The organism is Pseudomonas sp. PDM04, assembly GCF_014851765.1.
Lineage (GTDB): Bacteria > Pseudomonadota > Gammaproteobacteria > Pseudomonadales > Pseudomonadaceae > Aquipseudomonas.
The window spans coordinates 1,053,529-1,075,990 of record NZ_JACVAI010000002.1; the positions used below are offsets into that span (position 1 = coordinate 1,053,529).

Below are 22,462 nucleotides of genomic sequence, written 5' to 3' on the forward strand. Positions count from 1 at the left end.
GTCATGACGGCTCTGGATAACCACGCACGCATCGCGGTGATCGGCGCCGGGGCCATGGGCGCCGGCATTGCCCAGGTCGCGGCACAGGCCGGCCATGCCGTGCTGTTACTGGACAATCGCCCGGGTGCCGCCGCACAGGCCATCGAAGGCATTGACCGCCAATTGGGCAAACGCGTCGAAAACGGCAAGCTGTCCGCCGAATCGCGCAGCGCGACCGTCGCTCGCCTGCAAGCCGTGCAAGACATCGAAGCCTTGGCCGATTGCGCACTGATCATCGAAGCCATCGTCGAGAACCTTGAAGTCAAGCGCGCCCTGTTCCGCCAACTGGAAGAGATCTGCGGCGAACACTGCATCCTGGCCAGCAACACTTCCTCGTTGTCGATCACCAGCATCGCCGCGCAACTGCGCCACCCGCAACGCCTGCTCGGCCTGCACTTCTTCAACCCGGCGCCGGTCATGGCCCTGGTGGAAATCGTTTCCGGCCTGGCCAGCGATCCAGCCCTGGCGGCCTGCCTGTACGACACGGCCCGAGCCTGGGGCAAACAACCGGTGCACACCCGTTCGACGCCGGGGTTCATCGTCAACCGCGTGGCCCGGCCGTTCTACGCCGAAAGCCTGCGCCTGGTGCAGGAAGGCGCGGCCGACTGCCCGACACTCGACGCCCTGATGCGCGAGGCCGGCGGTTTTGCCATGGGCGCGTTCGAACTGACCGACCTGATCGGTCACGACGTCAACTATGCCGTGACCTGTTCGGTGTTCGACGCCTACTACGGCGACACGCGTTTCCTGCCTTCGCTGATCCAGAAAGAGCTGGTGGACGCCGGACGCTTGGGGCGCAAAAGCGGCCATGGCTTCTACCGCTACGCCGAAGGGGCGCAGCGCCCACAACCGGCCTCCGTCAGCAGTGATCGCAGCGTGAGCACCTGTGTGCTCGAAGGTGACCTGGGCATCGCCAACGGCTTGATCCCGCGCCTAGTGGAGCACGGCGTCGAGGTTATCCGGCGCGATGGCCAGGGCCTGTTGCGCACGGGCGATGCGGTGCTGGCCCTGAGCGACGGGCGCATGGCGTGCCAGCGGGCCAGGGAAGACGGCCTGCGCAATCTGATACTGCTGGACCTGGCCGGTGATTACACCAAGGCCAGACGACTGGCGATCAGTTGCGTCGCCGACATCGAACCTGCCGCTCTCGAACAGGGCATCGCGCTCTTGCAACAGGCCGGCTTCACCGTCAGCCGACTCAGTGACAGCCCGGCGCTGGCGGTGTTGCGCACCGTGGCCATGCTCGCCAACGAAGGCGCCGACGCGCTGCTGCATGGCGTGGCCTCTGCCGCCGACATCGATCTGGCGATGCGCGCCGGGGTCAACTACCCGCAAGGCCCACTGGCCTGGGCGGACAGCATCGGCCTGGCGCACATCCTCAAGGTCCTGGAAAACCTGCAAGCCAGTTATGGCGAAGAACGCTATCGACCGTCGTTGCTGTTACGCCGCCGCGTCGCCGAAGGGAGGACATTGCATGACCAACCATGAAGCCATGAACCTGGCCAGTGCTTGCGCGCAGGCGCTGTTCAAACGCGACACCGCCAGCCAGGCAATGGGCATGCGCCTGCTGTCTGCGGCGCCGGGCTGCGCCCGGGTGGGCATGAGTGTGCGCGCCGACATGCTCCAGGGCCACGGCACCTGCCACGGCGGCTACCTGTTCGCCCTCGCCGACTCGGCGTTTGCCTTCGCCTGCAACAGCTACAACGAGGCCACGGTGGCCATCGGTTGCAGCATCGATTACATCGCCCCGGCGCACCTGGGCGACACCCTCAATGCCGATTGTGTGGAGCAGAGCCGTTCCGGACGCACCGGCAACTACGACGTACGCATTGAAAACCAACTGGGCCAGCTGATCGCGCTGTTCCACGGCAAATCCTACAAAGTGCGCGGCACTGTGCTGACGCAGGAGACTCCCAATGAATGATGCCCTGATCATCGATGCGGTGCGCACCCCGATCGGCCGCTACGCCGGTGCCTTGAGCAGCGTGCGCGCCGACGACCTCGGCGCGGTGCCGCTGCGTGAACTGCTGCGCCGTCACCCGCAGGTCGACTGGAACAGCGTGGACGACGTGGTGTACGGCTGCGCCAACCAGGCCGGCGAAGACAACCGCAACGTTGCGCGCATGTCGGCGCTGCTGGCCGGGTTGCCGGTCAGCGTGCCGGGCACCACCCTCAATCGCCTGTGCGGTTCCGGGCTGGATGCCATCGGCAGCGCGGCGCGGGCGATCCGCTGTGGCGAGGCCGGCCTGATGCTGGTCGGCGGCGTCGAATCGATGTCCCGCGCGCCCCTGGTCATGGGCAAGGCCGAACAGGCGTTCTCCCGTGACGCACAGGCCTACGACACCACCATTGGCTGGCGCTTCGTCAATCCGCTGATGAAAAAGACCTACGGCATCGACTCCATGCCCGAGACCGCGGAGAACGTCGCCGAGCAGTTCAACATCTCCCGCGCCGACCAGGATGCCTTTGCTTTGCGCAGCCAGCAGCGCGCGGCCGCCGCCCAGGCCAGCGGACGTCTTGCCCGGGAAATCGTCGCGGTCGAGATTCCCCAGCGCAAAGGCCCGGCCAAGGTCGTCGAGCACGATGAACACCCCCGCGGCGACACCACGCTCGAGCAATTGCAGAAACTCGGCACGCCGTTTCGCGACGGTGGCAGCATCACCGCCGGCAACGCCTCCGGGGTGAACGATGGCGCCTGCGCGCTGCTGCTGGCCAGCCCGGCGATCGCCAGCCGCCACGGGCTGAAGGCGCGTGGCCGGGTGGTCGCCATGGCCACGGCCGGCGTCGAACCGCGCATCATGGGCATTGGTCCGGTGCCGGCCACGCGCAAGGTCCTGGAACTGGCCAATCTCAGCCTCGCCGACATGGACGTGATCGAACTCAACGAAGCCTTCGCCGCCCAGGGCCTGGCGGTGCTGCGCGAGTTGGGGCTGAGCGACAGCGACCCGCGGGTCAACCCGAACGGCGGCGCGATTGCCCTCGGCCACCCGCTGGGCATGAGCGGCGCACGGCTGGTGACCACGGCCCTGCACGAACTGGAGGAACGCCAGGGTCGCTACGCCTTGTGCACCATGTGCATCGGCGTTGGCCAGGGCATTGCGCTGATCATCGAGCGCCTGTCCGTCTAAAGAATCGCGATTCCCGGGGAGCCGAGAGGTATCCTTGGCGCATGCACTCAAAGCCCTGCTGCGGCGGGGCCGGAACACAAAAATAATTCGAGTGAAGTTATGAACATGCCAATTGCCAAAGCCGTGCTTGACCCTGTGCTGGACCCGCTGGAAACCGCCAGCATCGACGAGCTGCGTCAGCACCAGCTGGACCGTCTGCGCTGGTCCCTCAACCACGCCTACAATAACGTGCCGCTGTATCGTCAGCGCTTCGATGCCCTGGGTGTGCATCCCGACGACATCAAATCCCTGAAAGACCTGGCGCAGTTTCCGTTCACCACCAAGAACGACCTGCGCGACAACTACCCCTACGGCATGTTCGCCGTGCCGATGCACGACGTGGTGCGCCTGCACGCTTCCAGCGGCACCACCGGCAAACCGACCGTCGTCGGCTACACCCAGAACGACATCGACACCTGGGCCAATGTGGTTGCCCGCTCGATCCGCGCGGCGGGTGGCCGACGCGGCGACAAAGTGCATATTTCCTACGGCTACGGCCTGTTCACCGGCGGCCTGGGTGCGCATTACGGCGCCGAACGCCTGGGCTGCACGGTGATTCCGATGTCCGGCGGGCAGACGGAAAAACAGGTGCAACTGATCAAGGATTTCCAGCCGGACATCATCATGGTCACGCCGTCCTACATGCTCAACATCGCCGATGAACTCGAGCGCCAGGGCGTCGACCCACACAAACTGGCCCTGCGTCTGGGCATCTTCGGTGCCGAGCCGTGGACCGGCGAACTGCGCAGCGCCATCGAGCACCGCCTGGGCATTACCGCGCTGGACATCTACGGCCTCTCGGAAATCATGGGACCGGGTGTTGCCATGGAGTGCGCCGAGACCAAGGACGGGCCGACCCTCTGGGAAGACCACTTCTACCCGGAAATCATCGACCCGGTCACCGGTGAAGTGTTGCCCGACGGGCAGATGGGCGAACTGGTGTTCACCTCGCTGAGCAAGGAAGCCCTGCCGATGATCCGCTACCGCACCCGCGACCTGACGCGCCTGCTACCGGGCACCGCACGCCCGATGCGCCGCATCGACAAGATCACCGGGCGCAGCGACGACATGCTGATCATCCGTGGCGTCAACGTGTTCCCGACGCAGATCGAGGAACAGGTGCTGAAAGTCAAACAGCTTGCCGAGTGCTATGAGATCCATCTGTATCGCAACGGCAACCTGGACAGCGTCGACGTGCACGTCGAATTGAAGGCTGAGCATCAGCATTTGACCGATGACCAGCAGAAGGCGGTGTGCGGGGAATTGAGCAAGCACATCAAAACCTATATCGGGATCAGCTCGCGGATCGTGCTGCAGCCGTTCCACTCGATCAAGCGTTCCGAAGGCAAGGCCTGCCACGTGCTGGACAAACGCCCTAAAGCATGACTGCTGCACCCTTTTGAGCCCCGCTTTTGCGGGGCTTTTTTTTGGCTTGCTGACTGCCGCTCAAGGGGGATCAGGGTTGACTGGGAGGCCGTCATCGCGAGCAAGCCCGCTTACACAGGGAGTTGGGGAGTGTCGAGAAGTTGCAGCCACACAAGCTCCCATGGGAGCGAGCCTGCTCGCGATGGCTGAGTGTCAGGCAACAGCGATGCGACCAACCCATCTCATCCTGCAAAGCGATACAAAAAACAAATACGACACGTCATTTACTGTTTGATATTAATTTCTGTATCGCTTATAAAGTTCTCCATGCCCTCGATCAGATTCAAGGCGGGAGACCCCCATGTACGCACAGCTCGTAGAAACCGGTGTTAAGCGCATCAAGGACCTGTCGGAAATGTCCGAACAGGAACGCGCCTTCCAGGAAAAAATCGATTCGGAAATCAAGATCGAAGCCAAGAACTGGATGCCGGATGCCTATCGCCAGACGCTGATCCGGCAGATCTCGCAGCACGCTCACTCCGAAATCGTCGGCATGCTGCCCGAAGGCAACTGGGTCACCCGCGCCCCCACGCTCAAACGCAAACTGCAATTGATGGCGAAGATCCAGGACGAAGCCGGCCACGGCCTGTACCTGTACAGCGCCATGGAAACCCTGGGCGCCGATCGCGATGAGGAAATCGCCAAACTGCACAGCGGCAAGGCCAAGTACTCGAGCATCTTCAACTACCCGACGCTGAACTGGGCCGACATGGGTGCCGTGGGCTGGCTGGTGGATGGCGCGGCCATCGTCAATCAGGTGGTGCTGCAGCGCACCTCCTATGGCCCCTACTCCCGGGCGATGGTCCGGATCTGCAAGGAAGAGAGCTTCCACCAGCGCCAGGGCTACGAAATCCTCCTGACCATGATGCGCCACGGCAATCAGGCGCAAAAAGACATGGTCCAGGACGCGATCAACCGCCTGTGGTGGCCGGCGCTGATGATGTTCGGCCCCAGCGACGAACATTCGCCCAACAGCGCCCAGTCCATGGCCTGGAAGATCAAGCGCCAGAGCAACGACGAACTGCGCCAGCGCTTCATCGACCAGACCATCCCGCAACTGGAACTGCTGGGCTGCACCTGCCCCGACCCGGACCTAAAGTGGAACGCCGAGCGGGGCCACTACGACTTCGGCGAGATCCAGTGGAGCGAGTTCTACGAGGTGCTCAAGGGCAACGGCCCGTGCAACACCGAGCGCGTCGCTACCCGCCGCAAAGCCATTGAAGACGGTGCCTGGGTGCGCGAAGCCGCCGTTGCCCACGCCCGCAAAAAACAAAACAAGAACGCCGCCTGATCCGGCCACCTGATGTGGAGTAACTGAAATGTCCGAGTGGACCCTCTTCGAAGTCTTCGTGCGCAGTAAGCACGGCCTCAACCACAAGCATGTCGGCAGCGTGCATGCCGCCGACACCACCATGGCCATCGAGAACGCGCGCGAGCTCTACACCCGGCGCAGCGAAGGCGTGAGCCTGTGGGTGGTGCCATCAGCCCTGATCACCGCCTCGTCACCGGACGAAAAGGACCCGTTGTTCGATCCGTCGGACGACAAGGTCTATCGCCACGCCAGCTTCTACGAGTTGCCGGCTGAAGTCGGGCACATGTGAGGTCGACCATGAACAACAAGACCGATCTGATCGAATACCTGCTGCGCCTGGGCGACAGTGCCCTGATCCAGGGCCAGCGCCTGTGCCAGTGGTGCGGCAAGGCTCCGGCACTGGAAGAAGAACTGGCGCTGATGAACGTCGGCCTCGACCTCGTCGGCCAGGCGCGCCACTGGCTCGAGTACGCCGCCGAGCTGCTGGATGACGGCCGTGACGCCGATCACCTGGCGTTCCGCCGCGACGAGCGCGCCTATCGCAACCTGCTGTTGGTGGAGCAACCCAACGGCGACTACGCGGTGACCCTCCTCAAGCAGTTCCTCTATGACGCCTGGCACCTGCCGGTGCTCACGGGCCTGAGCCAGTCCAGCGATGAGCGCATCGCCGGGATCGCCGCCAAGGCCGTCAAGGAAGTCACCTATCACCTGCGCCGCTCCGGCGAATGGGTCGAACGCCTGGGCGATGGCACCGAGGAAAGCCACCGGCGCATGCTCGCGGCCATCCCTGAAGTCTGGCGCTTTACCGTTGAACTGATCGCCGCCGATGACAGCGAGCAACGACTGTGCGAAGCCGGCATCACCCCGGACATCGCCACGACCGCCGCTGCCTGGCAAGCCAACGTCGAAGCGATCTTCGCCAGCGCCACCCTGCCGGTGCCGACCGCGCCGAACTACTTCTACCTGGACGCGCGCAAAGGCCTGCACACCGAACACCTGGGCATCCTGCTGGCCGAAATGCAGTTCCTGCCCCGAGCGTACCCCGATGCAACCTGGTGAGCTGATCGCCAGCGACCTCGGGGCGCGGCCGGCACAACCGACCGACCTGGGCGCGGCCTGGGCGATCCTGTCCGAGGTCATGGACCCGGAGGTGCCGGTGGTCAGCGTGGTGGACCTGGGCATCGTCCGCGACCTGGACTGGCAGGCCGGGCATCTGCACGTGGTGGTCACGCCGACCTACTCCGGCTGCCCGGCGACCGAAGTGATCGAAAGCGACATCCGCGACGCACTGGAGCTCGCCGGTTTCAGGGCGCCGCAACTGGAACGCCGGCTGACCCCGGCGTGGACCACCGACTGGATCAGCGCCAGCGGCCGCGAACGCCTGCGCGCCTACGGCATCGCGCCGCCCGAGGGCAGCACCAGCAAGCGCAGCCTGCTCGGCGAAAGCCCGGTGATCCGCTGCCCGCAATGCGGCAGCGCCCACACCGAGGTGCTCAGCGAGTTCGGCTCCACGGCGTGCAAGGCCCTGTATCGCTGCGTCGAGTGCCGCGAACCGTTCGACTATTTCAAGTGCATCTGAGCGGCGCTCGGCCGTCCCAGTTGGAGAACAAGCATGAGCAAATTTCACAGCCTGACCATCAAGGACGTGCGCGCGGAAACCCGTGACGCGGTGTCCATTGCCTTCGAGATTCCGCAGGCATTGCAGGACAGCTTTCACTTCACCCAGGGCCAGCACCTGGTGATGCGCACCCTGCTGGACGGCGAGGAAGTACGCCGCTCCTATTCAATCTGCACCGGGGTCAATGACGGCGAACTGCGCATCGCAGTCAAGCGCGTCGCCGGCGGGCGTTTTTCCGCCTTCGCCAACGAGCAGCTGAAAGTCGGGCACAGCCTGGAAGTCATGCCGCCGGCCGGGCACTTCCATGTCGAGCTCGACCCGGCTCGTCATGGCCACTATCTGGCGGTCGCCGCCGGCAGCGGCATCACGCCGATCCTGTCGATCATCAAGACCACCCTGGAAACCGAACCGCACAGCCGCGTCACCCTGCTGTATGGCAATCGCTCCAGTTCCGGTGCGCTGTTTCGCGAACAGCTCGAAGACCTGAAGAACCGCTACCTGCAACGCCTGAACCTGATCTTCGTGTTCAGCCGCGAGCAGCAGGACGTCGACCTGTACAACGGTCGGATCAATGCCGAGAAATGCGAGCAACTGTTCAGCCGCTGGCTCGACGTCAAAGCCCTCGACGCCGCCTTCATCTGCGGCCCGCAGGAAATGACCGAGACCGTGCGCGACAGCCTCAAAGCCAAAGGCCTGGCGCCTGAACGCATCCATTTCGAGCTGTTCGCCGCCGCAGGCAGCCAGCAGAAACGCGAGGCCCGCGAAGCCGCCCGGCAAGTGGACGCCGCCGTCAGCCAGATCACCGTCATCAGCGACGGCCGCGCCCTGGCTTTCGACCTGCCGCGCAACAGCCAGAGCATCCTCGACGCCGGCAACGCCCAGGGCGCCGAATTGCCCTACTCGTGCAAGGCCGGCGTGTGCTCGACCTGCAAGTGCAAAGTCATCGAAGGCGAGGTGGAAATGGACAGCAACCACGCCCTGGAAGACTACGAAGTCGCCGCCGGCTATGTGCTGTCGTGCCAGGCGTTTCCGATCACCGACAAAGTGGTCCTGGATTTCGATCAGCTCTGAAACCCGCAGCGCTGTAAAAACTGTGGGAGCGAGCCTGCTCGCGATGCTCCCGAGATCGACGCGTTTATCCAGAAGGCACGCGTCATCGTTGACGACCATCGCGAGCAGGCTCGCTCCCACAGGGACCGCGCCGTTTCACCCCACAACAAAAACAACAACCGAGAGCGTGCCATGACCCCACAAGACATAGAACTCATCCGCCAGCACCCCGACTTCATCCAGTTGGTGCGCCGCAAACAGAAGCTCTACTGGTCGCTGTCGCTGATCATGCTGGTGATCTATTTCGGTTTTGTCCTGCTGGTGGCCTTCTCCCCCGCCACTCTCGGCCAGTCCCTGAAGGGCGGCGTGACGTCGGTGGGCATGCTGGTGGGCGTGGTGATGGTGCTGCTGGCGTTCGCCCTGACCGGCTTCTATGTCTATCGCGCCAACCACGTGATCGATCCGCTCAACGACAAACTCAAGCAGGAGTGCGCCCGATGAGTCGCCTCCTCGCGCTGTTCCTGCTGCCGCTGGCGGTGGTCACCGACCTGGCCGTTGCCGCCGAAGGCACGTCCCGCCCCTTGAACTGGAACGCCATCGGCATGTTCCTGGTGTTCGTGCTGTTCACCCTCGGCGTCACGCGCTGGGCGGCATTGCGCACCCGCTCGGCCAGCGACTTCTACACCGCTGGCGGTGGCATGAGCGGTTTCCAGAATGGCCTGGCGATTGCCGGCGACATGATCTCCGCCGCCTCGTTCCTCGGCATCTCCGCGATGATGTTCCTCAATGGCTACGACGGTTTGCTCTATGCCCTGGGCGTGCTGGCCGGCTGGCCGATCATCCTGTTCCTGATCGCCGAACGCCTGCGCAACCTGGGCAAGTACACCTTTGCCGACGTGGTCTCCTATCGCCTGGAACAGACCCCGGTGCGCCTGACCTCGGCCTTCGGCACGCTGACCGTGGCCCTGATGTACCTGGTGGCGCAGATGGTCGGCGCCGGCAAGCTGATCGAGTTGCTGTTCGGCATCGACTACCTCTACGCCGTGATGCTGGTCGGCGTGTTGATGGTGTTCTACGTGACCTTCGGCGGCATGCTCGCCACCACCTGGGTGCAGATCATCAAGGCGGTGATGCTGCTGTTCGGCACCAGCTTCATGGCGTTCATGGTGCTCAGGCATTTCGGTTTCAGCACCGAGGCGATGTTCGCCGGCGCCACCGCCGTGCACGCCAAGGGCACGGCAATCATGGCGCCCGGTGGCCTGCTGTCGAACCCGATCGATGCGATTTCCCTGGGGCTGGGCATGATGTTCGGCACCGCCGGCCTGCCGCACATCCTGATGCGTTTCTTCACCGTCAGCGATGCCAAGGAAGCGCGCAAAAGCGTGTTCTACGCCACGGGCTTCATCGGTTATTTCTACCTGCTGCTGATCGTCGTCGGCTTTGGCGCCATCGTCATGGTCGGCACCGAGCCGTCGTTCCGCGACGCCAGCGGCGCGATCATCGGCGGCGGCAACATGGTCGCCGTGCACCTGGCGCAAGCCGTGGGCGGCAACCTGTTCCTCGGTTTCATTTCGGCGGTGGCCTTCGCCACCATTCTCGCCGTGGTGGCCGGGCTGGCCCTGTCGGGCGCCTCGGCGGTGTCCCACGATTTGTATGCCTGCGTGATCCGCAAGGGCCAGGCCAGCGAACAGCAGGAAATGCGCATGTCACGCATCGCCACCCTGTGCATCGGCGTGCTGGCGATCATCCTCGGCCTGCTGTTCGAATCGCAGAACATCGCCTTCCTTTCCGGCCTGGTGCTGGCCATCGCGGCCTCGGTGAATTTCCCGGTGCTGTTCCTTTCGATGTACTGGAAAGGCCTGACCACCCGCGGCGCGGTGATGGGCAGCCTGATGGGGCTGGTCTCTGCCATCGTCCTGCTGGTGCTCAGCCCGGCGGTCTGGGTCAACGTCATGCATCACGACAAGGCCCTGTTCCCGTACTCGAACCCGGCACTGTTTTCCATGAGCCTGGCGTTCTTCAGCGCCTGGCTGTTCTCGGTCACCGACAGCTCGCCGCGAGCGGCGCTCGAACGCGGCCGCTACCTGGCGCAGTTCATCCGCTCGATGACCGGTATTGGCGCCTCGGGCGCCAGCAACCACTGATCCCCTGTTCGATAACACGGAGCAATCCTGATGTCCTCCTCACCTGTTTTGCACGCCCCTACCCTGCAAAGTTTCATCGCCGGTCGCTGGATCGGCCAACACGGCGCGCAGGTTCTGCGCAGCGCCATCGACGGGCACGAAATCGCCCGCACCCACGAAGAGCGTCCGGATTTCGCCGAAGCCATCGAACACGGCCGTCGCCAGGGCGTCAGCGGCCTGATGGCGCTGGACTTCCAGCAACGGGCCCAGCGCCTGAAGGCGCTGGCCCTGTACCTGAGCGAACGCAAGGAACAGCTCTACGCCATCTCCCACCACAGCGGTGCCACCCGCGCCGACAGCTGGATCGACATCGAGGGCGGCAACAGCACGCTGTTCACCTACGCCAGCCTCGGCTCCCGGGAGCTGCCGTCGGGCAACGTGGTCCACGAAGGCCCGGCGCTGCAACTGAGCAAGGCGGGCACCTTCGCCGGTACGCACATCCTGGTGCCGCGCGGCGGCGTGGCGGTGCACATCAATGCCTTCAACTTCCCGATCTGGGGCATGCTGGAGAAATTCGCGCCGAGCTTTCTCGCCGGCATGCCGTGCATCGTCAAACCGGCCAGCGCCACCAGCTACCTGACCGAAGCCGTGGTGCGCCTGATGGACGAGTCCGGCCTGTTGCCGGCGGGCAGCCTGCAACTGATCATCGGCGGCACCGGGGATCTGCTCGATCGCCTGCAAGGCCAGGACGTGGTGACCTTCACCGGTTCGGCCGACACCGCGGCCAAGCTGCGGGTCAACCCGAACCTGATTCGTCATTCGGTGCCGTTCACCGCCGAGGCCGATTCGCTGAACTGCGCGATCCTCGCCCCGGACGTCACCCCGGACGACGAAGAGTTCGAGCTGTTCATCAAGGAAGTCGCCCGGGAAATGACCACCAAGGCCGGGCAGAAATGCACCGCCATCCGCCGCGCCATCGTGCCGGCCAAACACCTGGATGCCGTGGCCGAACGCCTGCGTGAGCGCCTGGCCAGGGTGGTGGTCGGCGACCCGTCGGTGGAAGGCGTGCGCATGGGCGCACTGGCCTCCCACGATCAGCAGAAGGACGTGGCCGAGCGCCTGGAAACCCTGCTGCAGAGCAGCGACATGCTGTTCGGTGCCCGCGACGGCTTCGAGCCCCGTGGCGAAAACGTCAGCCAGGGCGCGTTCTTCGCCCCGACCCTGTTGCAGGCCCGTGACCCGCATGCCGAAGGCGGCGCCCATGACATCGAAGCGTTCGGCCCCGTCAGCACCTTGATGGCCTACGACGACCTGGATGAAGCACTGGCGCTGGCCGCACGCGGCAAGGGCAGCCTGGTCGCCAGCCTGGTGACCAAAGACCCGCAGGTGGCCGCCAAGGCCATTCCGGTGGCGGCGGCCCTGCACGGACGCCTGCTGGTGCTGGACCGCCACTGCGCCGGCGAATCCACCGGCCACGGTTCGCCATTGCCGCAACTCAAGCACGGCGGCCCGGGTCGTGCCGGCGGAGGTGAAGAACTCGGCGGTCTGCGTGCGGTGAAACACTACCTGCAACGCGCGGCGGTCCAGGGCTCGCCGACCATGCTGGCAGCGGTCACCGGGGAATACGTGCGCGGCGCGAACGTCATCGAGACCGAGGTGCACCCCTTCCGCCGGTACTTCCAGGACCTGCAGATCGGCGAATCCCTGCTGACCCACCGTCGCACCGTGACCGAGGCCGACCTGGTGAACTTCGGCTGCCTGTCCGGCGACCACTTCTACATGCACTTCGACGACATCGCGGCCAAGGAGTCGCAGTTCGGCAAGCGCATCGCCCACGGTTACTTCGTGCTGTCGGCGGCGGCCGGGCTGTTCGTTTCACCCGCGCCAGGACCGGTGCTGGCCAACTATGGCCTGGACACCCTGCGCTTCATCAACCCGGTGGGCATCGGCGACACCATCCAGGCGCGCCTGACCTGCAAACGCAAGATCGACCAGGGCAAGAAGAGCCCGCAGGGCATCCCGCAAGGCGTGGTGGCGTGGGACGTGGAAGTCACCAACCAGCTGGGCGAGTTGGTGGCCAGTTACGACATCCTGACCCTGGTGGTCAAGCGCGAGGACTGATTACGAGCTTGTGCCGAACCGGCTGGCCTCATCGCGGGCAAACCCGCTCCCACCCAAGCACCTGTGGGAGCGAGCCTGCTCGCGAGGGGCCATCAATGCCGGCGCAACCACTCGATAAACAGCGCAAACAACTCCGACTGCGAACCGACCTCCAGCTTCAGGTACAAATTCTTGCGGTGCATGCGCACCGTCTCCGGCGAGATGTTCAACTGGCTGGCCGTGGACTTCACCGAATGCCCTCGAAGCACCATGTGCGCCACTTCCCGCTCGCGCTCGGTGAGCACGTCGCTGCCGAAATGCTCGAATGCCGACTGCACCCGCTGCTTGAGATCGTCACGCCCGCCGGCTTCGTGATCAGCACGCTGCGGCAAGCCCCGCCGGCCAAACTCGGCGATGAGCTCGCGCACCAGAGGCTCGACGGCCCGCAACAGGTTCAGTTGTTCGACCCGCAGGCTCTGCCCGCCAAACCCCTGGAACAGGCTCACGGAAATCTGCGTGTCATGGCCGGTATCCACCAGGTAAAAACTGTCCTCGGAGCTGCCCGCCTTCAGGTAGTAGGTCTTGTAGTACTCGCTGTCGAAAAAGTGATCCGGGGCAATTTCCTCCAGGTGATAAAAGCCCTCGGCCAGGCCCTGCTCCACGGCCAGGCAAAACGGGTCGAGCAGGTAGCCCACGGAAAAATAGCGCTCCAGCAACGCCACCCGGTATTGCTCCGGGATGCCCTGCTGGTACAGCAACTGCGGCGCGCGGTCCCTGTGTTCGAGGCTGATCATCACCGACTCGATCGACACCAGGTGCCCGAACGCGCACGCCAGATGGTGCAGCGCGTCGGGCTCGTCGATATGGGCGAAGGCCTTGCGCAGCTCGCCATGCCATTTGTGCAAGGCGCCGAAGGGCAAGGCAATCAGTGTGTCGTCGTTGGGTTTGCTCATGCCCCGCAGTCTAGCGGGTGAACCGGGGCCCCGTAACCGGCGATCGCTCAAACTCATTGGCCGCCATACTGGCCGCTTTGTTCAAGCTCGGCCGCCACTTCAAGGATGCAGACGCGCAACGTCTCGACGATTTCATCCACCTGGGCGTGCGTCAGGATCAGCGGCGGCGACATCACGTTGAGGTGCATGATCGGCCGCACCAGCAGGCCCCGGGCCTGCGCACGGGAATGAATGCGCTCACCGATGTTGATCTCGTCGGCAAACAGCGCCTTGGTGCGCTTGTCGGCGACGAATTCCACGCAGGCCATCAACTTCTCGCATCGCACATCGCCCACCAGCGGCAGGTCGCTGAGGGTGGCCAGGCGCTGTTCCAGGTAGGTGCCGACCACCTCGACATGCGCCAGCAGATTTTCCCGCTCGATGATCTCGATGTTCTTCAACGCCGCCGTGCAGCACACCGGATGGCCGCTGTAGGTGAAGCCGTGGGTGAAGCAACGACCCTTGCCCGGCTCGGCAATGACTTTCCAGATTCGCTCGGAAAAAATGCAGGCGCCCAGCGGCAGGTACGCGGAAGTCAGACCCTTGGCCGTGGTGATGATGTCAGGCTGGACCTCGAACACATCGTAAGACGCGAAGAACTTGCCCAGGCGGCCGAAGGAGGTCACCACTTCATCGGCGACAAACAGAATGTCGTAGCGCTGGCAGACCTCCCACATGCGCTTGAGATAGCCCTTGGGCGGAATGATCACGCCGCCAGACCCCATGATCGGCTCGGCGAAGAAACCGGCGACCTTGTCGGCGCCGATGGCCCGGATCTTGTCTTCGAACTCCTGCACCAGGAACTCGAGGAACTGCGCTTCGTCCATCCCCGCCGGCGCGCGGTAGGGGTTGGGGTTCGAGACGTGATGAATCAGGTCGTTGGCGTAATCGAACTCCGGCACGCGGTCGGCGGCCTTGTTGCCGATCGACATGGTCAGCGTGGTCGAGCCGTGATAGGCGTTGAAGCGCGCGATGACATGCTTCTTGTCCGGTTTGCCACGGCAGTTCTGGTAGTACTGGATCAGCCGGTAGGCGGTGTCCACGGCAGTCGACCCGCCCGTGGTCAAAAACACATGGTCGAGGTCCCCCGGCGCCAGGCTGGCGAGTTTCTCGCACAACTGGATGGCGACGTTGTTGGACATGTCGGAAAACGGGTTCGAATAGGCCAGCTGCCGCACCTGGTCGGCAATGGCCAGTGCCATTTCCTCGCGGCCCAGGCCGATGTTGGTGCACCACATGCCGCCGACGGCATCGAGAAAGCGGTTGCCCTGGGTGTCGTAGATGTAGGCGCCGTCACCGGCCACGATGTTCAGCGAGCCCTGCTCGGCATGCTCGTCGAACATGTGATAGCCGTGCATGTAGTGCGCCTTGTCGGCCTTGACCAGCCGCGATGCATCGGCGGCGGACAGTACGTCATGAGTGGGAGTAGCCATACGAAAACCTCGAACCGAAGGGTTGAACGATCAGATCCCGCTTTTCACCGTGCTCCAGACCCGCGTGATGGCGCGCATATCCTTGGGGTCCTGGGTCTTTTGCGGAAACAGCCGCTGACGGGTTTCCTCATCGGGATAGATGGCGGGGTTGTTGCGCACATCGGCCTCCAGCAACGGCGTCGCGGCCGCGTTGCTGTTGGCGTAATGGATGTAATCCGTCACATCGGCCATCACCTGCGGCTTCATCAGAAAGTCGAGGAACTTGTGCGCGTTGGTCACATGCGGGGCATCGGCCGGGATGTACAGGTTGTCAAACCAGATCAGGGAGCCTTCCCGGGGAATGAAGTACGCCAGGTTGATCTTCAATTTGGCTTCTTCGGCGCGGGCCATGGCGGTCGCGTAGTCGCCGGACCAGGTCATGGCCATGCACACATCGCCGTTGGGCAGGCTGGTCAGGTAGTTGACCGAGTCGAACTTGCGAATGTAGGGCCGCACCGACAGCAGCAACTCCTGCGCCGCCTTCAGGTCCGCCGGCGCCGCACTGCGCGGGTCGCGCCCCAGGTACTTCAGGGCCAGGGGTATGACTTCGGTCGGGGCGTCCACCAGGGTGACGCCGCAGTCGGCGAAACGCGACACGATCTTCGGATCGAAGATCATCGCCAGCGACCCGATCGGCGCGTCGGGCATGCGCTCCCTGATCTTGTCGACGTTGTAGGTGATGCCGTTGCTGCCCCAGGTGTAAGGCGCGGAATACTGCATGCCGGCATCGAAGCCCTGCATGTCCTGCAGCACTTTGTCATCGAGGTTGGCCCAACCCGGCAGCAGTTTTTTATTCAGTGGCTGGAACACCCCGGCCTTGATCAGTGGCGGTGCCAGCGACGCATTGAGCACCACCAGGTCATAACCGGAGTGGCCGGTGAGCAACTTGGCCTGGACGGTTTCATAGGCGTCGAACGTGTCGTAGATGACCTTGATGCCGGTGGCTTTCTCGAAATCCGCCAGGGTGTTTTCACCGATGTAATCCGCCCAGTTGTAGAGCCTGAGGGTTTTACTGTCGTCCACCTCGGCGGCCTGGGCGTGGATCAGCAGGGAAACGAGAAAAAAGCTGGAAATCACTGTGAGGGCCTTGCGCATAGCAAATCCACCTTATCAAGCGAGTTCGGCTCTGGATGAGCAGGTGAATCCACTATTGGCGGATTCGACGCGAGGCGCCATACCCCGAATGGGTGTGTGCCCGCCCCCACAGGTGTCCGGGTTCCCTTGTGGGAGCGAGCCTGCTCCGGCCGGCGTTACGACAATGGTCGTTAACGATGACGCTAACAGTGGGGCGGTACGTCAGAAGGTCCATGTGGGGGCTCCAGGTTGTCCAACACACGATTGACCAACAATTCACCCAGCGCGGACAGTTGTTGAATAGCCAAAATCATATGGCGGCGCGGTCCTTCCAACTCACGAGCCAGATCGGTGGCCATGACGCTTAGGCATGCCAGGGTTTCTGAGGCATGACAGAGCATGGACTCGGTGTCGACGTCGGGTACGACAGCGAAGAAATGGCTGGCAGATCCAGGAAGGTTGTTATGGCGAAGGGGAACATTGACGAGCTGTTCGGTGACGGGTGGTGAAGTCTTTTTCATGACGGAGCTCCTTGCAAGGTAGAAAAATCGCCTGTCACTTGCTCTCAATCAAACTGACTGATGGTCGTACAGGACAGATGGGGGATTTATTCTTAAGAAAAACACAGTCAATTAATCAAATAAATATACATATGTCTAATTAAATGACACTCCTCCAATGCAATAAAACGCACTTATCAGCCAGCCACATTCAAACCTCTCCATTACTGTAGGATCGGAAACCAAATATTTGTAGGGCATTTCTTACATATATATACCAGCAACCGAACACATAATAAAAAATTCCCACACGCATCAGACCCATTGGAAAATTTTAATTTTTTACCCGAATCAACATGTGTAGGATGCGTCCAAAAAAGGGGCCAACAGTCACACTCGACCTCTAAGGCAACAGCAATAGATGGTAGAAATTCAATGCACAAAAAAGACAGAACAGAAAAACTTAAAAACAACATACGGTATCTTATCAAGAGCCGTGGCGAGACCCAGCTTTCGTTGTGCAATTCCAGTGGACTCACTCGGACAACCATCTACAACATACTGGAAGGAAGGGTTGTCCACGCCCAACAATCTACCGTAAGAAAAATATCTGATTTTTTTGGTGTCTCATATAAAGAGATCGAAACCATTGACTTTGAGGAAAAGGAAACAATAGAAAGCAGCCTCTCGCCAAATGGAAATATGAACCCCGCAGCAGTCCCGGTTATCAGAGAGCGTTTGTTAATTCAGAGCCTGAACAAAAAAATTGGTGAACTGACTATTGCCCACCCTCTGACTTATTACTTTGGCGCCGCCAGTAACGTCATCGGCGTGCTTCTCGAAAACGAGATCAGCGGAATGAATGAACCCGGAGATATTTTAATTGTAAAGAGAGGTTTGACCAATGGAAGCGGCATTAAACTGGGATACGAGAAAGCGACCAGCAAAATAATCTTGAGCGAAAGCACCCACTTCGATCAAGCACGCACCTGCATCGTTGGAGAAGTCATTGAGGAAAGATTCAATGGGAAACAGTAACGACCTCGATAACAGCAAATATAAACTGCTAGGCTTTGAAAAGCACAAAAATCTGGCCGTGCTCATGATAATTTCAACGGGAAAAATAATAAAAATAAAACTTGATGAGGTCTTACGAAGTGAAATAATTGACAACTTGAGCAAATCGGAAATAAAAAATATATACCGAAAATACTATTCTGACGGTGCGGCGTTAACCACCTATGAGATCAATGACCGGCACGAAAGGTCATGGATGATTTACGTCGTACTCAACTTGACTCTTTTTGCGCTGTATGTATTTACCAATATCGCCGCCACTAAACTTGTCTATATCCAACCGCTTGACATTGTCGTCACTCCTGGTGTGTTCCTTTATCCACTGACTTTTTTAGTGGTTGACATACTTAATGAATCTTACGGTATCAGGCTCGCGAGGCGAGCCATCCTGTTTTCTTTTGCGAGCAATGCGTTAATCGTGATGCTACTGAATGGCACCCGCTTCCTTCCCGGCCTGCATGGCTGGAATCTTGACGGTGCCTACAGTGATGTTATTACACATGTCTCTTCGGCATTGATAGCATCGTGTATTTCCTTTCTCCTTTCCGAATACGTGAACTCTTACCTTCTGTGCAGAATAAAAGAGCTTACCAACTCGAGATTCCTTTTCTTGCGGGTTTTCCTCAGCACTTTTTTCGCCGTGATCATTGACAGCTTCATTTTTTGCTTCATTGCCTTTCACGGAACAATGCAAAATGAAGAAATTTTGAAAATAGTTTACGTACAAATAGCTATAAAAATGTGCTTTGCCCTTTTCAATATCCTGCCCGCGTACGGCGCAAGATCGTTGATCAAAAAGTACATAATCGAAGCTAAAACGGCATAAAACACGAAGGAATGCAGTCCATCGGCACTCCTCCGGTAGCCGACTTCTATAATCCCAATTTGAATTTCATATGATCCATGGCCTCTGCCCTACCCTGCAAAAATCGACTCAATCCACCAGACCTTAAACCACACGCATCACAATCACCACACCCACTTCCCATCACTCCGTTATAGCAAGTCAACGTGTGATAACGAACCAGCTCAAATTGGTTGTGATATTCGGCCAACGCCCACGTCTCAGCCTTGTTCAGCCACATCAGTGGCGCTTCAATTCTCAAGTTGTAATCCATGCCCAACTTGACAGCATCGTTCAGCACGCTGACAAACTCATCACTACAATCAGGGTAACCCGAGCTCTCCGCTTCACTCACCCCTGTAATCACCGCTTCAGCACCCACTTGATAGGCGTAAATAGAAGCCAAGGTTAAAAACAGGATATTTCTGCCAGGTACGAAGGTAGCAGGTACCCCCGCCCTTGTGCTTCGTGCAATTGGAATGTTGTCACGCGTCAAGCTGCTAACGGCCAGTTCGTTAAGCAAAGAGGTGTCCAGCACTTTATGCACCTTCACACCCAGTCGCTTTGAAAGCTGTTGTGCAACGTCAATTTCCGCACGATGGCGTTGGCCATAATCGAATGTGAGGCAATGAACTTCATCGTACATCGGTAAGGCATGGATCAAGCACGTGGTGGAGTCTTGTCCACCGCTAAAGACGATAACGGCCTTTTTGTTCATGATTTGTTCTTCCTTGGGTAGCCGGGTGGTAACCGGGGCGTTGACCCTACCGGGAAGATAAGATTTTTGCTGTGGGAAGCTTCCCAAGTAGCTGTCTCCGATTTCTGTTTGTGTCATTTCGTTACTACATCGATGGACGTCAACAGTGACGCGGGCTGCCAGGACACCCGCGTGGGTCGGGCATTTTTCGCGAGCAAGCTCGCTCCTATAGGGGGCCCTGCAAAAAAAGACGCGCAGACGAGTTGCGGCTCGTCCACGCGTCAAAACGGGAAGCTTCAATACAGTTCTTTGTGGACGCGATGGGTGCTCGCCAGGTCGGCGACGAATGTCTGCGCCACCTCCTCGCTGAGGTGGCCAAAGGTCATGGCGATGTTGACCAGCGCCGCGTCAATGGCCCGTTCCAGGTTGCTTTTGTTGCCACAGACGTACAAATGCGCGCCCTGGTTGAGCAGTGCCCACAGGTAGGCGCCGTGTTCGAGCATGGCATCCTGCACGTAGTAGCGACTCTCGCCATCCCTCGAAAACGCCGTGACGAGCGTATCCAGTACCCCGCTGGTCTGCCATTTTTCCAGGCGTGACTGATAGAGGAAGTCCGACGCCCGACGGCGGTCGCCGAAGATCAGGCAGCTTTGCGCCGGGCTGTTCTGCTGCTCGATCTGCTCCAGCAGGGCTATCAACGGTGCGATGCCCGTGCCGGTCCCGATCATGATCACCGGGTGCTCGACCTGGCGTGGCAGGTGGAACGGCGGGTTGCTGCGCACAAACACCCGGGCCTCGGGATGCGGCCCGACCAGGTGCCCGGTGGCGGTGCCGGTACGCGAACGGCCAGCCATGTCATAGGCGACTTCACGGATGCACAGGTCCACGTAACCGGGGTTGTCGTGGGAGGCAATCGAATACGCCCGTGGCAGCACATCGGGCAGCCACTCGACCAGGTCTTCCACACTCAATTGGTCAGGCTCACAGAAATCATTGAGCACATCGAGCAGGTCCCGGCCATACAGGTAGGCCTCCAGCTCTTTGCGGTTGCAGACCTTCAACAGGCCTTTCAAGGTTTCATGCTGGCTGACCTTGGCGATATCGCGCAGCATCGACTTGCTCAGTTGGCGCAGCTCCTTGTCGGCGAGCAACCTGCGGGCATCGTCGCGGCCGAACCACTTACCCACTTGCACCAGCAGTTGCTCATCGTTGTGCGCCAGCACATAAAGGTTGTCGCCGGCGCGGTACTTGATGCCGCTGCCTTCGATGTCCAGACGCACCTGCCAGGCGTAAGGCGCCGTGCCATTGAGCCGGGTTCGCGAGATCACCCGCGCCGGCCAGGTGGCCTTTTCACCGTAGGCGGTGACTTGCAGATTCAAGGTGCTGCCGGCACGCCAGTCGCCCTTGAGCACCGCTTCGAGCGTGGCGCACCAGGTGTCGAAAAAGCCCTCGAAATCGGTGTCCGCGTCGACGCGATTGATCCAGGACTTGGCCTGTTTCTGCAGGAGCGTGGCGTCCAGCAGCTTGCTGTAGCCGCAGAACGTCGGGTAGGCGGTGTCGCCCAGGCCGAAGATTGCATAAGGCTGGTCGATCAACGATGCGAACTCGTTCAGTTGATCCATGAAGCAATCGGCATTGCCCGGGGGTTCGCCGTCACCGAAGGAGCTGCACACGATGATCAGCAGGTCCCGCGGGGTCAAGCTATCGAGCTTCAGGGCGTTGAGATCCTGCACGGCCAATTCGTACGGCTGCAAGCAAGGCAGACGCAACAGGCGTTGCGTCAACCCTCGGGCATTGCCGGACTCAGAGCCATAACCGATCACGATGCGTTCGATTAAAGCTGGCATGGCCGCTTACCTGTCGTAGTGTTCGTCGAAAGTTTCCTTGGAAAACTCCAGGCCTTCGAAGTCGCTCATCAGGTCGTTGATCACCCGGCGAATGCTGATGTACTCGACGATGTTGCCCTGCTCGTCGAACAGCGGCTGCACCGTGGTATCGACCACATACAGGCCGCCGCCCTTGCCCACGTTGGGGATCACGCCGGTCCAGATTTCGCCTTTCTTGATGGTGTCCCACATCTGCTTGTAGGTGCTCTTGGGCACGGCAGGATGGCGCACGAGGCTGTGCGGCTGGCCCACCAGCTCTTCACGGGTGTAACCGGTCAGCTTGCAGAACAGATCGTTGACGTAAGTGATGTTGCCTTGCAGGTCGGTGGTGGAGATCACCATGACGTTTTCCAGTGCGCTCAAGACTTTGGCGTTGATGGCTTGCATTGTGTTACCCCTCGATTGATTGAAAATGGCGACAGTGATTTCAGGTCTGGCCAACGCACCGCATTACTGCTTTTAGTCTTTATAAATCAATCAGTTAATATCACTGACTGCGGATGGCGCTGAGAAAAAAAGGATCCGATCCACGAGCGGATCCTAAAAAGGAGTTCGGGATGAAACGGCGCGGGCACCGGGCTCAGCTTTCCTGCGACTGCAGGCGCGAACCTTTGCGAGTCACCTGCTGGCCGGGTTCGAAACGGGCGTTGGGCGAACGAACGGTGCTGACGTCGCCCTGAGCGTCTTTCACTTCATAAGCGGTTTCTGTCAGGCCGGCCGCCTCCTGTACCGAGCTGCCGGCGAAGAACCCGGCACCGGCACCGATCAGCGCGCCGATCGGGCCGCCCACGGCGCCGACCATCAACCCGGTGACCACACCGGCACCTTTGCCGGCCGTGGTATCCGGCACTTCGCGAACCACTTGATCGGCCATGCACAAGGGGGAGAACAACAGGCAGAGGGTGAAGCTGAAGGGGATGGTACGAGTCATGATCAATTCCTGCTTGGGTTGGGGTTGCCCTAAGCACTCCATTAACCGTGCCAACTTTTTATTTCATATATTTCAGTAGCTTGAACAAACACGATGTCGATATGACAACAAGCAAATAAAGTCATTAAGACTACGCAATTGTCATTATGACTAGC

Annotated in this window: 22 protein-coding genes; 14 read left to right on the top strand and 8 right to left on the bottom strand. The window is 60.8% G+C overall.

Going from position 1 to position 22,462, the window contains the following annotated elements:
• Window positions 1-3 precede the first annotated feature (3 nt).
• From paaH to paaZ, 12 genes are all read left to right on the top strand, one after another.
• Entirely contained in the window at window positions 4-1,527 is a 1,524-nt protein-coding gene (gene paaH / locus IB249_RS11755; protein WP_192304710.1) for a 3-hydroxyacyl-CoA dehydrogenase PaaH, read from the top strand.
• The gene (gene paaI / locus IB249_RS11760; protein ID WP_192304712.1) at window positions 1,514-1,963 is read left to right on the top strand and encodes a hydroxyphenylacetyl-CoA thioesterase PaaI; all 450 of its coding nucleotides are present in this window, start codon (window positions 1,514-1,516) and stop codon (window positions 1,961-1,963) included. Before paaH ends, paaI begins: the two co-directional genes overlap by 14 nt.
• A complete protein-coding gene (gene pcaF / locus IB249_RS11765) occupies window positions 1,956-3,167 on the top strand; it encodes a 3-oxoadipyl-CoA thiolase (RefSeq protein WP_192304714.1) in 1,212 nt (403 codons plus the stop codon). The genes paaI and pcaF overlap by 8 nt, the downstream gene beginning before the upstream one ends.
• Before the next feature lie 99 nt (window positions 3,168-3,266).
• Window positions 3,267-4,592: a phenylacetate--CoA ligase PaaK gene (gene paaK, locus IB249_RS11770; protein WP_192304716.1), complete on the top strand. Its 1,326-nt coding sequence runs from the start codon at window positions 3,267-3,269 to the stop codon at window positions 4,590-4,592.
• A 340-nt stretch (window positions 4,593-4,932) separates the two neighbouring features.
• Window positions 4,933-5,922 (top strand): 1,2-phenylacetyl-CoA epoxidase subunit PaaA, encoded by a 990-nt coding sequence (paaA, locus tag IB249_RS11775; RefSeq protein ID WP_192304718.1) that lies wholly within the window; start codon window positions 4,933-4,935, stop codon window positions 5,920-5,922.
• Window positions 5,923-5,950: 28 nt separating this feature from the next.
• Window positions 5,951-6,232, top strand: coding sequence for a 1,2-phenylacetyl-CoA epoxidase subunit PaaB (paaB, locus tag IB249_RS11780; protein ID WP_007943393.1), 282 nt, complete (start codon window positions 5,951-5,953; stop codon window positions 6,230-6,232).
• An 8-nt stretch (window positions 6,233-6,240) separates the two neighbouring features.
• Window positions 6,241-7,002, top strand: a complete 762-nt coding sequence (paaC, locus tag IB249_RS11785; protein WP_192304720.1) for a 1,2-phenylacetyl-CoA epoxidase subunit PaaC — start codon at window positions 6,241-6,243, stop codon at window positions 7,000-7,002.
• Window positions 6,989-7,522: a 1,2-phenylacetyl-CoA epoxidase subunit PaaD gene (gene paaD / locus IB249_RS11790; RefSeq protein ID WP_192304722.1), complete on the top strand. Its 534-nt coding sequence runs from the start codon at window positions 6,989-6,991 to the stop codon at window positions 7,520-7,522. The genes paaC and paaD overlap by 14 nt, the downstream gene beginning before the upstream one ends.
• Before the next feature lie 33 nt (window positions 7,523-7,555).
• Window positions 7,556-8,632 carry a 1,2-phenylacetyl-CoA epoxidase subunit PaaE gene (gene paaE / locus IB249_RS11795; protein ID WP_192304723.1) on the top strand — a complete coding sequence of 359 codons (1,077 nt, stop codon included), beginning with the start codon at window positions 7,556-7,558 and terminating at the stop codon, window positions 8,630-8,632.
• Window positions 8,633-8,803: 171 nt separating this feature from the next.
• Complete coding sequence (locus IB249_RS11800; RefSeq protein ID WP_192304725.1) at window positions 8,804-9,112, top strand: DUF485 domain-containing protein; 309 nt, start codon at window positions 8,804-8,806, stop codon at window positions 9,110-9,112.
• The gene (locus IB249_RS11805; protein WP_192304727.1) at window positions 9,109-10,755 is read left to right on the top strand and encodes a cation acetate symporter; all 1,647 of its coding nucleotides are present in this window, start codon (window positions 9,109-9,111) and stop codon (window positions 10,753-10,755) included. The genes IB249_RS11800 and IB249_RS11805 overlap by 4 nt, the downstream gene beginning before the upstream one ends.
• A gap of 30 nt (window positions 10,756-10,785) precedes the next feature.
• The gene (gene paaZ / locus IB249_RS11810; RefSeq protein WP_192304729.1) at window positions 10,786-12,855 is read left to right on the top strand and encodes a phenylacetic acid degradation bifunctional protein PaaZ; all 2,070 of its coding nucleotides are present in this window, start codon (window positions 10,786-10,788) and stop codon (window positions 12,853-12,855) included.
• Window positions 12,856-12,947: 92 nt separating this feature from the next.
• Here paaZ and IB249_RS11815 read toward each other — a convergent pair whose 3' ends face one another.
• The 4 genes from IB249_RS11815 to IB249_RS11830 all read right to left on the bottom strand — a co-directional run bounded on the left by IB249_RS11815 (window position 12,948) and on the right by IB249_RS11830 (window position 16,893).
• A complete protein-coding gene (locus tag IB249_RS11815; RefSeq protein ID WP_225606904.1) occupies window positions 12,948-13,787 on the bottom strand; it encodes a LuxR family transcriptional regulator in 840 nt (279 codons plus the stop codon).
• Window positions 13,788-13,840: 53 nt separating this feature from the next.
• Window positions 13,841-15,259 (bottom strand): aminotransferase, encoded by a 1,419-nt coding sequence (locus tag IB249_RS11820; protein ID WP_192304733.1) that lies wholly within the window; start codon window positions 15,257-15,259, stop codon window positions 13,841-13,843.
• 30 nt (window positions 15,260-15,289) lie between these two features.
• Window positions 15,290-16,393: a polyamine ABC transporter substrate-binding protein gene (locus tag IB249_RS11825; protein ID WP_192304735.1), complete on the bottom strand. Its 1,104-nt coding sequence runs from the start codon at window positions 16,391-16,393 to the stop codon at window positions 15,290-15,292.
• A gap of 182 nt (window positions 16,394-16,575) precedes the next feature.
• Window positions 16,576-16,893: a DUF6124 family protein gene (locus IB249_RS11830; RefSeq protein ID WP_192304737.1), complete on the bottom strand. Its 318-nt coding sequence runs from the start codon at window positions 16,891-16,893 to the stop codon at window positions 16,576-16,578.
• Window positions 16,894-17,307: 414 nt separating this feature from the next.
• Between IB249_RS11830 and IB249_RS11835 the strand changes: the two genes are divergently transcribed.
• Window positions 17,308-17,910: a helix-turn-helix transcriptional regulator gene (locus IB249_RS11835; RefSeq protein WP_192304739.1), complete on the top strand. Its 603-nt coding sequence runs from the start codon at window positions 17,308-17,310 to the stop codon at window positions 17,908-17,910.
• The gene (locus IB249_RS11840) at window positions 17,897-18,775 is read left to right on the top strand and encodes a queuosine precursor transporter (protein ID WP_192304741.1); all 879 of its coding nucleotides are present in this window, start codon (window positions 17,897-17,899) and stop codon (window positions 18,773-18,775) included. The genes IB249_RS11835 and IB249_RS11840 overlap by 14 nt, the downstream gene beginning before the upstream one ends.
• 46 nt (window positions 18,776-18,821) lie before the next feature.
• Here IB249_RS11840 and queC read toward each other — a convergent pair whose 3' ends face one another.
• From queC to IB249_RS11860, 4 genes are all read right to left on the bottom strand, one after another.
• Window positions 18,822-19,511, bottom strand: a complete 690-nt coding sequence (queC, locus tag IB249_RS11845) for a 7-cyano-7-deazaguanine synthase QueC (protein WP_192304743.1) — start codon at window positions 19,509-19,511, stop codon at window positions 18,822-18,824.
• Between the two features lie 275 nt (window positions 19,512-19,786).
• On the bottom strand, window positions 19,787-21,337 hold the full coding sequence (locus IB249_RS11850; protein WP_192304745.1) for a sulfite reductase flavoprotein subunit alpha: 1,551 nt from the start codon (window positions 21,335-21,337) through the stop codon (window positions 19,787-19,789).
• Window positions 21,338-21,343: 6 nt separating this feature from the next.
• Window positions 21,344-21,763 (bottom strand): PAS domain-containing protein, encoded by a 420-nt coding sequence (locus IB249_RS11855; protein WP_192304747.1) that lies wholly within the window; start codon window positions 21,761-21,763, stop codon window positions 21,344-21,346.
• Between the two features lie 193 nt (window positions 21,764-21,956).
• The gene (locus tag IB249_RS11860) at window positions 21,957-22,307 is read right to left on the bottom strand and encodes a hypothetical protein (RefSeq protein WP_192304749.1); all 351 of its coding nucleotides are present in this window, start codon (window positions 22,305-22,307) and stop codon (window positions 21,957-21,959) included.
• Window positions 22,308-22,462 lie beyond the last annotated feature (155 nt).